We start from the raw sequence: 12967 nt of genomic DNA, 5'->3' as shown, positions 1-12967 counted from the left end.
CGAGACCAAGAAGAGACGATGAAGCAGCAGGGTGTGCACCCCGAGGACGCGGACAGCACCTCTGCCGCTTCGTCCAGCCCTGGTGCCGCCGACCCGGTCAAGACGGGCAAGAAGGCGGACACCAAGAAGAGCGCGGACGACGCCGACAAGGAGACGCTCACGACCCGGTCCGTGTCTGACGACAACGACCCTGACGAGGTACACGCCGACGAGGTCGAGGGCGACGAACCGCTGCTCCCCGCGCGCGTGCACCGGCCCTCCGACCTGATGCGGCTGCTGGTCGGCGTCATCGCCGTCGCCGTACTGCTCGCCATCGCCGCGTTCGCGCACGGCACCACCTCGGGCCTCGAAGAGGACATCAACAAGGGCACCGGCCAGGCACCCGACCTGCTCACCAATTTCGCGGGGCTGGCCTCCAGCATCGCCATCCTCCTGGTGCCGGTCGCGTTCGCGATCGAGCGGCTGATCAAGCGTGACGGGCTGCGCATCGCCGACGGCGTGCTCGCGGCGGTGCTCGCGCACGGCGTCACCCTGGCCACCGACCTGTGGGTCGCACGGGCCGCCCCCGACTCGATCCAGGAGGCGCTCACCAAGCCCTCCCCCGGCGACATCCACGCCCTCACCGACCCCGTGCACGGCTATCTGGCTCCCGTCATCGCGTACATGACGGCCGTCGGCATGTCCCGCAGGCCGCGCTGGCGCACGGTGCTGTGGTTCGTGCTGCTGCTCGACGCCATCTCGATGCTCGTCGCCGGCTACACGACAGCGTTCTCGATCACCCTGACGCTGCTGATCGGCTGGACCGTGGCCTACGGCACGCTGTACGCCGTCGGCTCGCCCAACGTCCGCCCCACTGGACGGACCCTGATGGCGGGCCTCAGAACCGTCGGATTCCGCCCGGTGAGCGCCTCCCGCGAGGAGGTGTCGGACACGCCGGAGACCGGTGACCGCGGCCGCCGCTACTTCGTCACCCTGGAGGACGGTCGGCGCCTGGATGTGACGGTGGTCGACCGGGAGCAGCAGGCGCAGGGCTTCTTCTATCGCGCGTGGCGCAATCTGACCCTGCGGGGCTTCGCCACCCGCAGCAGCCTCCAGTCGCTGCGCCAGGCACTGGAACAGGAGGCGCTGCTGGCGTACGCGGCGATCGCGGCCGGCGCCAACGCGCCCAAGCTCATCGCCACCTCGGAGCTGGGCCCCGACGCGGTGATGCTCGTCTACGAGCACACCGGCGGGCGCACCCTGGACTCGCTGTCGGACGAGGAGATCACGGACGAGCTGCTGCGCGACACCTGGCACCAGGTGCGGGCGCTGCAGTCCCGGCGCATCGCGCACCGCAGGCTGGTGGGCGACGCGATTCTGGTGGATCGTTCCGGCACGGTGATCCTCACCGACCTGCGGGTCGGTGAGATCGCGGCCGGCGATCTGCTGCTGCGCATGGACATCTCCCAGCTGCTGGTGACGTTGGGCCTCAGGGTGGGCGCCCAGCGAGCGGTGGCCGCCGCGGTGGACGTGCTCGGCCCCGACGCCGTGGCCGACTGCCTGCCGATGCTCCAGCCCATCGCGCTGAGCCGCTCCACGCGCGCGACGCTGCGGAAACTGGCCCGAGAGCGGGCCGAGCGCGAGCGCGAAGCCGTCCTGGAGGCGTCCCGGCATGCCAAGCAGACCCGCCCGGAAGACGCGCCGGCCGAGGCCGTGGCCGTGCTCGAAAAACCCGACAAGAAGGCCGTGAAGGCGGAGGCCAAGGCCGAGAAGGCAGAGGCCAGGGCCGAGAAGCGGGCCATCGACGAGGCCGTGGAGGAGGCACGCGAGGAGGATCTGCTCACACAGATCCGCCACGAGGTGCTGCTGATCCGGCCGCAGGCCCCGGTCGAACCCGCCCGGCTGGAGCGGGTGCGACCACGCACGCTGATCAGTTTCATCGCCGGAGCCATCGGCGCGTACTTCCTGCTGACCCAGCTCACGCACATCGAGTTCGGCCCGCTCATCGCCAACGCCGAATGGGGCTGGGTCGCCGCGGCCGTGCTGTTCTCCGCGGCCAGCTACTTCGCGGCGGCGATGGCCCTGCTGGGCTTCGTACCCGAGCGAGTGCCGCTCGTGCGGACCGTGGCGGCTCAGGTGGCGGGATCGTTCGTGAAGATCGTCGCGCCGGCCGCCGTGGGCGGTGTCGCCCTCAACACGCGCTTCCTGCAACGCGCTGGTGTGCGCCCCGGGCTCGCAGTGGCGAGCGTCGGCGCGTCGCAGCTGTTCGGGCTCGGCTGCCACATCCTGATGCTGCTGTCCTTCGGCTATCTGACCGGCACCGAGAAGACACCGTCGCTGTCGCCGTCCCGGACGGTCATCGCGGGTCTGCTGACGGTGGCGGTGCTCGTGCTCGTGGTGACCTCGGTGCCGTTCATGCGGAAATTCGTCGCCACGCGCGTGAGGTCGCTGTTCGCGGGTGTCGTGCCCCGCATGCTCGACGTGCTGCAGCGACCGCAGAAGCTGGTCGCCGGCATCGGCGGCATGCTGCTGCTCACCGCCTGCTTCGTGATGTGCCTGGACGCGTCGATCCGGGCGTTCGGCGACGACACGACCTCGATCAGCCTCGCCAGCGTCGCGGTCGTGTTCCTCGCCGGCAACGCGCTCGGTTCCGCCGCCCCGACCCCGGGCGGCGTGGGCGCGGTCGAGGCGACCCTGACACTCGGTCTGATCGGCGTCGGCCTGCCCAAGGAGGTCGCGGCGCCCGCGGTGCTGCTGTTCCGCCTGCTGACGCTGTGGCTGCCGGTGCTGCCGGGCTGGCTCGCCTTCAACCACCTCACCCGCAAGGGCGCGCTGTAGTCGGGTAGCTCGTACGGCCCGCGTCCCGAGCGCCCGGTGCTGGGCGACCGCAGGATGGAAGCATGCCGAACCGTCCCCGACCGCGTGCCTCTGCCCTGACCGCGACCGCCCTTGTGCTGACCTCCGTGCTGGCGGGCTGCGGCGGCGACTCCCAGGACGAGGACCTGTCGGCCCAGAAGCTGAGCTGGGAGGACTGCTCGGCGCCGTCCGAGGAGGAGGGCGGCGGTGACGCCCCGTCCCCTCTGCCGAACGGGGACAAGTGGCAATGCGCGACCATGAAGGCCCCCCTCGACTGGGACGAGCCCCAGGGGGACACGATCAAGCTCGCGCTGATCCGGGCGAAGGCCAGTGGCGACGAGAGCAGGCGCATCGGCTCGCTCGTCTTCAACTTCGGCGGCCCCGGCGGCTCCGGCGTCACCACACTGCCCGCCCTCGGCAAGGACTACGCGACCCTGCGCACCCGCTACGACCTGGTCAGCTTCGATCCGCGCGGAGTCGGCCGCAGCGCCCCCGTCGAATGCCAGAACAACCTCCAGCTCGACGCGTACTTCCAGCAGGACGCGACCCCCGACGACACGGCCGAGCGCACCAAGCTCCTGGACGACACCAAGGAGTTCAACGCGGCCTGCGAGGCGAACTCCGAGAAGATGCTGCCGCATGTGCGCACCACCGACGCGGCCCGCGACCTGGACCTGATGCGGCAGGTCCTCGGCGACGACAAGCTGCACTACTTCGGCATCTCCTACGGCACCGAGCTCGGCGGCGTCTACGCCCACTTGTTCCCCAGGAACGTCGGCCGGGCGGTCTTCGACGCGGTCGTCGACCCGACGCAGAACCCCGAACAGGGCTCGCTCGGACAGGCCGAGGGCTTCCAGCTCGCCCTCGACAACTTCGCCGAGGACTGCACGTCCAAGACCGAGAGCTGCCCGATCGGCGACAGTGCCGAGGACGTCAAGAACCGCATCGCCCAACTGCTCGAGGATCTCGACAGCAAGCCCATCCCCGGCATCTATCCGCGCGAGCTGACCCAGGCCCCCGCGACGAACGGCATCCTGCAGGCGCTGTACTCGCAGAACTTCTGGGAGTACCTCACCCAGGGGCTGCAGCAGGCGTACGCCGGTGACGGCAGGATCCTGATGGCGCTGTCCGACGTGATGAACGGACGCGACCAGAACGGCGAGTACAGCAACCTCACCGCGGCCAACGTCTCCATCAACTGCGCGGACGACAGGCCGCGGTACACCGCCGACCACGTGGAGCGGAAACTGCCCGAGTTCCGGGCCGCCTCGACGATCTTCGGCGACTTCCTGGCCTGGGGAATGCTCACCTGCACCGACTGGCCGGTGGCGGGCGCCGCGGACCATCCCGACGTGAGCGCGCCCGGATCCGCGCCGATCCTCGTCGTGGGCAACACGGGCGACCCGGCCACGCCGTACGAGGGCGCGCGGAAGATGGCGGCCGCGCTGGGCAAGGGCGTCGGTGTAGAGCTGACGTACAAGGGTCAGGGGCACGGGGCGTACCGCAGCAGGAACAAGTGCGTGCAGGACGCGGTGAACGGCTATCTGCTGGACGGAAGGGTTCCGTCGGCCGGCACCGTCTGCTCCTGACGCCGCACTCGAATTACGGAAAAACGCGCTGGTCAAAAGGTTATCCACAGGCCGAAGCGACCGCCGCGTGATCCGCCTACTATGGCCGGACCGCCATCCGCGGCACGAGGCGGACGGCCTGCGAGGGGGGACTGCGATGACACGTTTCGTACGGTGGACGGCCCTGGGGGCCGCCGCCGCGCTCCTGGTGACCGGATGCAGCGGCGGCTCGTCCGGCGACGACAAGAGCGGCGGGGAGACCGGCACGGCGCGGCCGTCGGCCGGCTCCTCCGGCGCGGCCGCCGCACCGCCCTCCTCACTGACCTCGCAGAAGCTCGACTGGGGCCGCTGCAAGGCCACCGCGGACTCCTCCGCGCCGGGCAGCGACTGGCAGTGCGCGACGTTGAAGGTGCCGCTGGACTGGTCGAAGCCGGACGGCGAGACGATCGGCCTCGCACTGATCCGCGCCAAGGCCCGCGGTGAGAACCGCATCGGCTCGCTCATGTTCAACTTCGGCGGCCCCGGCGAGTCGGGCGTGTCCGTGATGCCCGGGTACGCCGCCACCGCCTCCCTGCTCCGCGAGCGGTACGACCTGGTCAGCTGGGACCCGCGCGGGGTCGGCGCCAGCGAGGGCGTCCGCTGCCGCAGCGACAAGGAGATCCAGGCATCGGAGTCGGTGGACATCACACCCGACACCCCGACCGAGGAGAAGGCGTACTTCCAGGACGCCGCCGACTTCGGCAAGGGCTGCGAGAAGGACGCGGGCCGGCTGCTGGCGCACGTCTCGACCACCGACACCGCCCGCGACATGGACCTGATGCGGCAGGTCCTCGGCGACAGCAAGATGCACTACTTCGGCATCTCGTACGGCACCGAACTCGGAGGCGTCTACGCCCACCTGTTCCCCAAGAACGTGGGGCGGGTGATCCTCGACGCCGTCGTCGACCCGAGCGCCGGCACGGTGGGCCACGCCGAGAACCAGGCCCGGGGATTCCAGCGCGCGCTGGACGCCTACCTCAAGTCCACCGGGCAGGACCCCGCGGAGGGTTCACGGAAGATCGCGGATCTGCTGGAGCGCATCGACGCAGATCCGCTGCCCGCCTCGTCCGGGCGGAAGCTGACCCAGACGCTGGCGTTCACCGGCATCATCCTGCCGCTGTACAGCGAGGACAGCTGGCCGACCCTGACCAGCGCGCTGGACGCGGCGGAGCGGGGAGACGGCTCGGAGTTGCTGGCGCTCGCCGACCTCTACAACGGACGCGAACCGTCGGGGCGGTACGGCACGACGACCCACTCGCAACGGGTCATATCGTGCTTGGACGACAAACAGCGGCCCACGCCCGAGGAGACGAAGAAGCTGCTGCCCCGGTTCGAGAAGATCTCGCCCGTGTTCGGGACGGCCTTGGGCTGGGACACGGCCGGCTGGTGCCACAACTGGCCGGTGGCCGGGCAGTACGACACGCCGGAGGTGAGCGCCCCCGGTGCGGCACCGGTCCTGGTGGTCGGCAACACCGGCGACCCGGCGACGCCGTACGAGGGCACGCGGAGGATGGCGGACGAGCTGGGCAAGGGCGTCGGTGTGATGCTCACCTGGAAGGGCGAGGGGCACGGGGCCTATGGGAGCGGGAGCGACTGTGTCGACTCCACGGTGAACGCCTATCTGCTGACCGGCACGGTGCCGAAGGACGGCGAGGTCTGCGAATGACGACGGCGGGGGCCTCGGGCACCTGCGGTGCGCGAGACCCCCGCCCTCACGGAAGGGAGACCGGGTACGGCCTAGTACACCGGCTTGTCCGGCTCGATCTGGTTGACCCAGCCGATCACGCCGCCGCCGACGTGCACGGCGTCGGAGAAGCCCGCGGACTTCAGGACCGCAAGGACTTCCGCACTGCGGACGCCGGTCTTGCAATGCAAGACGATCTTCTTGTCCTGCGGGAGGGTCTCCAGGGCGGTGCCCATGAGGAACTCGTTCTTCGGGACCAGCCTGGCGCCGGGGATCGAGACGATCTCGTACTCGTTGATCTCGCGGACGTCGATGATCTCGATGTTCTCGCCGTCGTCGATCCACTCCTTGAGCTGCTTGGGAGTGATCGTCGAGCCGGCGGCCGCCTCCTGGGCCTCCTCGGAGACGACGCCGCAGAAGGCCTCGTAGTCGATGAGTTCCGTGACGGTCGGGTTCTCGCCGCAGACCGCGCAGTCGGGGTCCTTGCGGACCTTGACCTGCCGGTACTGCATCTCCAGGGCGTCGTAGATCATCAGGCGGCCGACCAGCGGCTCGCCCGTGCCGGTGAGGACCTTGATGGCCTCGGTGACCTGGATGGAGCCGATGGACGCGCACAGCACGCCCAGGACGCCGCCCTCGGCGCAGGAGGGGACCATGCCCGGCGGCGGGGGCTCCGGGTAGAGGCAGCGGTAGCACGGGCCGTGCTCGGACCAGAAGACGGAGGCCTGGCCGTCGAAGCGGTAGATCGAGCCCCACACGTACGGCTTGTTCAGCAGCACGCAGGCGTCGTTGACCAGGTAGCGGGTCGCGAAGTTGTCCGTGCCGTCGACGATCAGGTCGTACTGGCTGAAGATGTCCATCACGTTGTCGGCCTCGAGCCGCTCCTCGTGAAGGATCACGTTCACGTACGGGTTGATGCCGAGGACGGAGTCGCGCGCGGACTCGGCCTTGGAGCGGCCGATGTCGGCCTGGCTGTGGATGATCTGGCGCTGCAGGTTCGACTCGTCGACCTCGTCGAACTCCACGATGCCGAGCGTGCCGACGCCCGCGGCGGCCAGGTACATCAGCGCCGGCGAGCCCAGGCCGCCGGCGCCCACACACAGCACCTTGGCGTTCTTCAGCCGCTTCTGCCCGTCCATCCCGACATCGGGGATGATCAGGTGGCGGGAGTACCTGCGGACCTCGTCTACGGTGAGCTCGGGGGCCGGCTCGACCAGGGGTGGCAGCGACACGGGGACTCCGTTGGTCGGTCAATCACTACGGTTGTTCTCGTCGTAACACTGCCATGGCCATCTTCATTCCGAGACACCTGTTCCGATACGCGAGACGAGTTCGTCCCAGTAGCCGGGCAGGGTCTCCCAGGGGTCGCTGCGGCCGTCGCGGTCCGTGCGGTCGGTGCGGTCGGTGCGGTCGGTGAAATAGATCGTCGCGGCGCCCTGCCAGCGGGCGATGCGGAGGGCTTCTTCGAGGTGGCCGCGCGGGATTCCGTGCACGAAGTGGCAGAAGCGGTCGGGTGGGTAGTCGGCGGTCCACTCGGCCACCTGCGACCAGCGGTAGTCGCTCCACGGACCGGAGAAGGTGACCACCTGGTCGGCGTTCTCGGCATAACCGGGGTACGGGTGGGTGCCGTGGCCCAGGACGATGTGGGCGTCGTCACGGATCGTGCGGAGTGTGGTGACAGTGCGGCGGATCTCGTGGAGCGCGGCCCGTTCGGTCGGGCAGCGGTCCAGGAAGAAGCCGTCGGCCCGGTACCAGTCGAGGTAGCGGTGCGCGTCGGAGATCACCTCGCCGAAGGCGCGGGCTCCGTGGGTGACGTCGAGGTGGCCGAGGACACGGATGCCCGCGTTGCGCAGGCGGCCGGCCGCTTCCAGGCAGTGCGGGTCGGGGCGGGCGCCGGGGCCGTTCGCGACGTTGAGGACGACCCAGTGCAGGGGTGTGCCGGGACGGGTGAGTTCGGCCCATTCGGAAGGGGCGACGAGGGGGTGTGCGAGACCGGGGATGCCGAAGCCGACCCGCAGGTCGGTGCTCGCCGTGCCGAGTGGGGTGCTGGTCAGATACGGCATGCCGCCTCCATCCAGATGTCGGCGAGGGACTCCTCGAGGTTGATCCGGGGTCGCCAGCCGAGCCGGTCGCGTGCGGTGCGCACGTCGGCCTGCTGCCAGCTGCCGCAGCCGTCCGGGTACGGGTACGCGACCGGGGCCGTGTGGTCCGAATCGGTGCGGGGATGGCCGATGGTCGCCCTGAGCGGGCCAGGAGGGCCGTCGAGTTCGTGTAGGGCGCCGGCGTATCCGGCCACGCGGGCGAGGACCGCGGCGGCGTCGCGGAGGCGGACGGCGCGGCCCGAGCCGATGTTGATGACGCCCTGCGCGGCGGAGAGCGAGGCGGCGTGCACGGCGCGGGCGACGTCACGGACGTCGACGAAGTCGCGTTGGGCGCCGAGACCGCCGAGCTTGAGCTCGCCGTCGCCGGACTGCATGGCTCGGCGCATGGCCTCGGCGAGGCGGCCCAGCGGGGAGCCGGCGGGGGTGCCGGGGCCTGCCGGGGAGAAGACCCGGAGTACCACGGCGTCCAGGCCGGAGCCGACGACGAGTTCGGTGGCGGCGAGTTTGCTCACGCCGTACGGGCCGCCGGGGCGGGGGACGGCGTCCTCCGCGGTGGAGGAGCCGGGCTGGCTGGGGCCGTACTCGGCGCCGCAGCCGATCTGCACGAGGCGGGCGCCGCAGCCGCTGCGGCGCAGGGCCTCGCAGACGGTGGCTACGGCGACGGTGTTGTGGCGCGTGAGTTCCCGGGCGCCGCCGCGGGTGGCACCGGCGCAGTTGATGACCACGCCGGGGTGGACCGCGTCGAGGAAGCGGGTGAGGGCGCCGGGGCTGCCGGACGCGAGGTCGAAGCGGACGTCGGCGTCGTCGCCGCGGCCGAGGGCGGTGAGCTGGACGGCCGGGTCGGCGAGCAGGCGGTCGGCGACGAAGCGGCCGAGGTAGCCGTTGGCTCCGATCAGCAGGACTCTCATCGGGCGGCTCCCGGGGCCGAGGTGGTGTCGGGTCGGGAGGTGATCATCTGGGGTCTCCTTCGGGAATTGCCTGCGGGTGCCTCCGGCGGTTGGGCCGGGGGCGTGCGGCGGCCTCCGGCGGTCGCGCCGGGTGCCTTGCGGATGCCTCCGGCGGTGGGGCCGGGTGCGTTGTGCCTCTGGCGGTTGGGCCGGTGCGTGCGGCGGCCTCCGGCGGTCGCGCCGGGTGCCTTGCGGATGCCTCCGGCGGTGGGGCCGGGTGCGTTGTGCCTCTGGCGGTTGGGCCGGTGCGTGCGGCGGCCTCCGGCGGGCGCGCCGAGTGCCTTGCGGATGCCTCCGGCGGTGGGGCCGGGTGCGTTGTGCCTCTGGCGGTTGGGCCGGTGCGTGCGGCGGCCTCCGGCGGTCGCGCCGGGTGCCTTGCGGGTGCCTCCTGCGGTGGGGCCGGGTGGTTGTGCCTCCGGCAGTTGGGCCGGGTGCGTGCGGCGGCCTCCGGCGGTCGCACCGGACGCCTGAGGTGCCTCCGGCGGTCGCGCCAGCCGCCTCCGGTGCCTCCGGCGGTCGACCGGATGCCTGCGGGTGCCTTCAGCGGGCGCGCCGGATGCCTGCGGCGGCCTGTGCGGGTGGGTGCGGTTCGCGTGGCTATGGCGGGTTGGGGGGCGGGGACGTGCCGGGGGGTGTCGGTCCTCGGAACGGCGCGGAATCGGTCTCTCACCAACGTGCCCGGGTTGACGCGCCAACCGCTGCGGGCGGACACCCCCCGGCACGTCCCCTTCTCGCCGTGGGCGACTGTCCCGTCGTGAGAGCTTCTGCCGCCGCGTCAGCACGGCTTCTCCGGCTGTGCGTGGGCCGAAGCTCGGGTGAGTCTGCGGGTTGCGTGGAGCAGGAGGATCAGTGCGCCTGTTCCGCAGGTGAGTGTCTGGACGCTGCCCGGGCCCCAGGCGTCGGTGAGGGTCTGGACGGGGAGGGCGAAGGCGTCGCAGCCGGGGAGACGGGCTGTGAAGACCGTGGCCAGGGCCGTTGCCTGGGCGGTGGCTGCGGCGGTGAGGATGACCTTCGGGGCGTGGGTGAAACCGTGGGCGGCGAGGAGGCGGGCCAGGAACAGGAGGGCGCCCAGGGTGATGGTCTGGGCGTAGGGGGCGGGCTCGTCGAGGGCCGCGTCGCACAGGGCCAGGAGGGCGGTGAGGGCGCCGAGGAACAGGGTGAACGTGGCGAGCAGCAGGGGGCGTACGGAGGCGGCGAAGTCCGCCAGGACTTGGCTGGCCGTCAGTTTGCGGCGGGCTCGTGTGGCGAAGAGGTGGGCGATCCAGGCGGCGGGGGCGCAGGACAGGGTGAGGGCCAGGACGGGGGTGGTGGTGAAGGGCCAGGGTGCGTCCGGGGTGCCGTCGGGGAGGCCGTCGGGGCCGCCCGCGAGGGCCGCGTGGAGCAGGCCGTCGCCGAGGAGGGCATAGGCGATGAGCCAGTACGTCCAGGTGCCGGCCGTGTGCGTGCGGGTTCTGGTGCCGAGTGGGCCGCGGGCCAGGGCGGCGCGTAGGGCGAGGGCCACGGTGAGGGTGCCTGCGGCGGCCACGGTGAGGCGGGTCTGGCCATGGGTGAGGCGCAGGGCGATCACGGTGGCTGCGCAGAGGGCTCCGGGGAGCAGGGTGAGCAGGGCCCAGTCGGCTCGAGAGGCGGGGCTCGGCTGTGGTGTGGGGCGCGGGGGTGCTTCGCCGTCGCGGGCTACACGGGCGTACATCTCTTCGGCGAGGGAGAAGACGTCCCGGTGGCGGAAGCGTGCCGCGGTGCGGTCCGTGAGGCCGTGGGCCTCCAGGCCTGCCGCGATCTCCAGCGGGTCAACGGCCCGTTCGCACAGCTCTCGGTGGCGGTGCATCAGGGCCTTGACGGGGTCGGCGGCGGTACGGCGGGCGGTGGCGGGGCGGGTAGTGGTCGCTGTGCGGCCGCGTGTGGTCTCGGTAGGCCCTTGGGTGGTGGCCTGGACGTCCGTTTCCGTCCCGAGCCACTCCTGCGACCGTGCGTCCCATGCTCCGGGGCTGTCCGGGGTTCCGGGGCGGTTCACGCTCATCACGCTCCCTCACTGGCGGGGACCGGCGCCGTGGCCCGTACCGGCGGTCCCGCGGCCCAGCCGGGGCCGCCGCGGGCCACGAGACGCGCGCTCCGACCGGTCCAGCGGCCGGGTACGTGGGCCTCGGCGGGGGTGGCGAACGGCAGGGGCTCGCCGGTTTCGTCGAGGACCACGCGCCGGACCGGAGTGCGCGAGACGATATCCAGGTAAATGCTGTGAAATGCCGTGATGTTCTGCTCGACGGTGAACAGTTCGAGCGCGCGGGCCCGGGCGGCGGCGCCCAGGCGTGTACGGCGCTCGGGCTCGCGCAGCAGCGCGACGCAGGACTCGGCGAACGCCCGCGGATTGCGCGGGGGCACCACGAGTCCGGTGCCGCCGATGACCTCGACGACCGCGCCGACGTCCGTGGAGACCGTCGCGCGGCCACAGAGCATGGCCTCGACCAGGCTGATCGGGAAGCCCTCGACGACGCTCGACAGGACGGTCACGGCGCCCGCGGCATAAGCGTCGGCGAGGGTCGGCAGCTCCGGGCCGCCGATCTCCTCGAAGGAGACCGGATTGTCACCGACGGCGTGCGGGCCGTCCGCCTCGTCCGGGAAGAGCTGCGCGGCCAGCGCCTTGCAGTGTCCGAGGTAGGCGGCGCCTTCCGGGCCGGAGGGCGCGCCGACGATCCGCAGGCGGGTCTTGGGCTCCTCCTTGCGGATCTCGGCGAAGGCGTGCAGCAGCGACACCAGGTCCTTGGCCGGTTCCACCCGGCCGACCCAGACCAGGGTGTGCGGGTCCGCGCCCTCCGGTGACTCGCCGACCTCCGCGAAGTGGGCGGCCTCCATGCCCGGGTAGACCGTGCGGAGCTTCTCGCGGCCGGCGCCGCAGCGCTCCTGCCAGCGGCGGGCGTGCGCGTTGCCGGGTGTGACGATCGCGGCCCGGTCGTAGATCTCGGCGGCGAGCCTGCCGTGGAAGGCGGTGAGCAGGGCCCGTACGGCCGACGTGGACTCCGTGGCGGACAGGTAGTGGGTGCGCAGCCGCACGCCGTACTCGGTCACCAGCAGGGGTACGCCCCAGAAGCGGTGGGCGAGCAGGCCGGGGAGGGCGGCGAGACCGCCGGACGCCGCGTGGCACAGGTCGACCGAGCCGAGGTCGCCGTCCTCGTACCAGTCGAGCGAGAGGGGGCGCAGGGCGCGTTCCAGGTGTACGGCGACGGCGAGCAGATCCGGTACGCGCGCCTCACGCGCCGTACGCCGGGCGCCCGGTGCTCGACAGGCGCGCTCCAGGGCGCGTACCGCGGTCTCGGAGCGGAGCGCGCGCACCAGCCCGCCTTCGTCGCGGGCGAGTTCGGCGAGCCCGTACAGAGCGCTGGCGAAACGGTCCGCCTCAGGGGCCGCCGCCCCGTCCGAGGGGGCCGCGCCGCTGCCCGCACACAGTACGGCGGCCAGGTCGCCGTAGCACTCGGCGAACCGCCGGCGCGCGCGCCGCCCGTACCCGACCCCGTCCTCCTCCGCCGTCCACAGCGGTGCCGTACGCACCCTGCCGACCTGCGGCGGCAGCGGAACCCAGCCCTCGTCCTCCTGGCGCTCGCTGCGGCTCAGCGCGTAGATGTCGAACTCGTGCTGCCCGAGCCCGCGCACGAGCCGGTCGCACCAGAGCCTGGCATCACCGCTCACATACGGATAGCCACCCTCCGTAAGCAGTCCGATGCGCACGCGCGCACCCCCGATCTCCCGTCTGGGGAGCCGTCGTTGACTCGACGGCTCGCAGCGGGACGAACGTATGCGGAC

At 71.8% G+C, this 12967-nt stretch carries 8 protein-coding genes; 3 read left to right on the top strand and 5 right to left on the bottom strand.

The features are described 5' to 3' along the window. The first annotated feature begins 18 nt into the window (after window positions 1-18). From Q4V64_RS34695 to Q4V64_RS34685, 3 genes are all read left to right on the top strand, one after another. Window positions 19-2817, top strand: a complete 2799-nt coding sequence (locus tag Q4V64_RS34695; protein WP_172629127.1) for a lysylphosphatidylglycerol synthase transmembrane domain-containing protein — start codon at window positions 19-21, stop codon at window positions 2815-2817. Window positions 2818-2879: 62 nt separating this feature from the next. After that, a complete protein-coding gene (locus tag Q4V64_RS34690; protein ID WP_124439287.1) occupies window positions 2880-4424 on the top strand; it encodes an alpha/beta hydrolase in 1545 nt (514 codons plus the stop codon). 136 nt (window positions 4425-4560) lie between these two features. Next, window positions 4561-6108 carry an alpha/beta hydrolase gene (locus tag Q4V64_RS34685; protein ID WP_124439288.1) on the top strand — a complete coding sequence of 516 codons (1548 nt, stop codon included), beginning with the start codon at window positions 4561-4563 and terminating at the stop codon, window positions 6106-6108. Between the two features lie 71 nt (window positions 6109-6179). Here the strand turns inward: Q4V64_RS34685 and moeZ are convergent, their stop codons facing one another. From moeZ to Q4V64_RS34660, 5 genes are all read right to left on the bottom strand, one after another. Next, window positions 6180-7358 carry an adenylyltransferase/sulfurtransferase MoeZ gene (moeZ, locus tag Q4V64_RS34680; protein WP_124439289.1) on the bottom strand — a complete coding sequence of 393 codons (1179 nt, stop codon included), beginning with the start codon at window positions 7356-7358 and terminating at the stop codon, window positions 6180-6182. A gap of 63 nt (window positions 7359-7421) precedes the next feature. Continuing rightward, window positions 7422-8189, bottom strand: a complete 768-nt coding sequence (locus Q4V64_RS34675; RefSeq protein WP_124439290.1) for a spherulation-specific family 4 protein — start codon at window positions 8187-8189, stop codon at window positions 7422-7424. Continuing rightward, window positions 8177-9136, bottom strand: coding sequence for an NAD-dependent epimerase/dehydratase family protein (locus Q4V64_RS34670; protein ID WP_124439291.1), 960 nt, complete (start codon window positions 9134-9136; stop codon window positions 8177-8179). The genes Q4V64_RS34675 and Q4V64_RS34670 overlap by 13 nt, the downstream gene beginning before the upstream one ends. An 814-nt stretch (window positions 9137-9950) precedes the next feature. After that, on the bottom strand, window positions 9951-11192 hold the full coding sequence (locus Q4V64_RS34665; RefSeq protein WP_124439292.1) for a hypothetical protein: 1242 nt from the start codon (window positions 11190-11192) through the stop codon (window positions 9951-9953). Then, on the bottom strand, window positions 11192-12892 hold the full coding sequence (locus tag Q4V64_RS34660) for a DUF3492 domain-containing protein (protein ID WP_253266869.1): 1701 nt from the start codon (window positions 12890-12892) through the stop codon (window positions 11192-11194). The genes Q4V64_RS34665 and Q4V64_RS34660 overlap by 1 nt, the downstream gene beginning before the upstream one ends. Between the last annotated feature and the right edge of the window lie 75 nt (window positions 12893-12967).

It is taken from the genome of Streptomyces sp. NL15-2K (assembly GCF_030551255.1).
In the GTDB taxonomy this organism is placed as follows: domain Bacteria; phylum Actinomycetota; class Actinomycetes; order Streptomycetales; family Streptomycetaceae; genus Streptomyces.
Note: the sequence above shows the minus strand (reverse complement) of the source record. Positions and strands in the feature narration are given on the sequence as shown.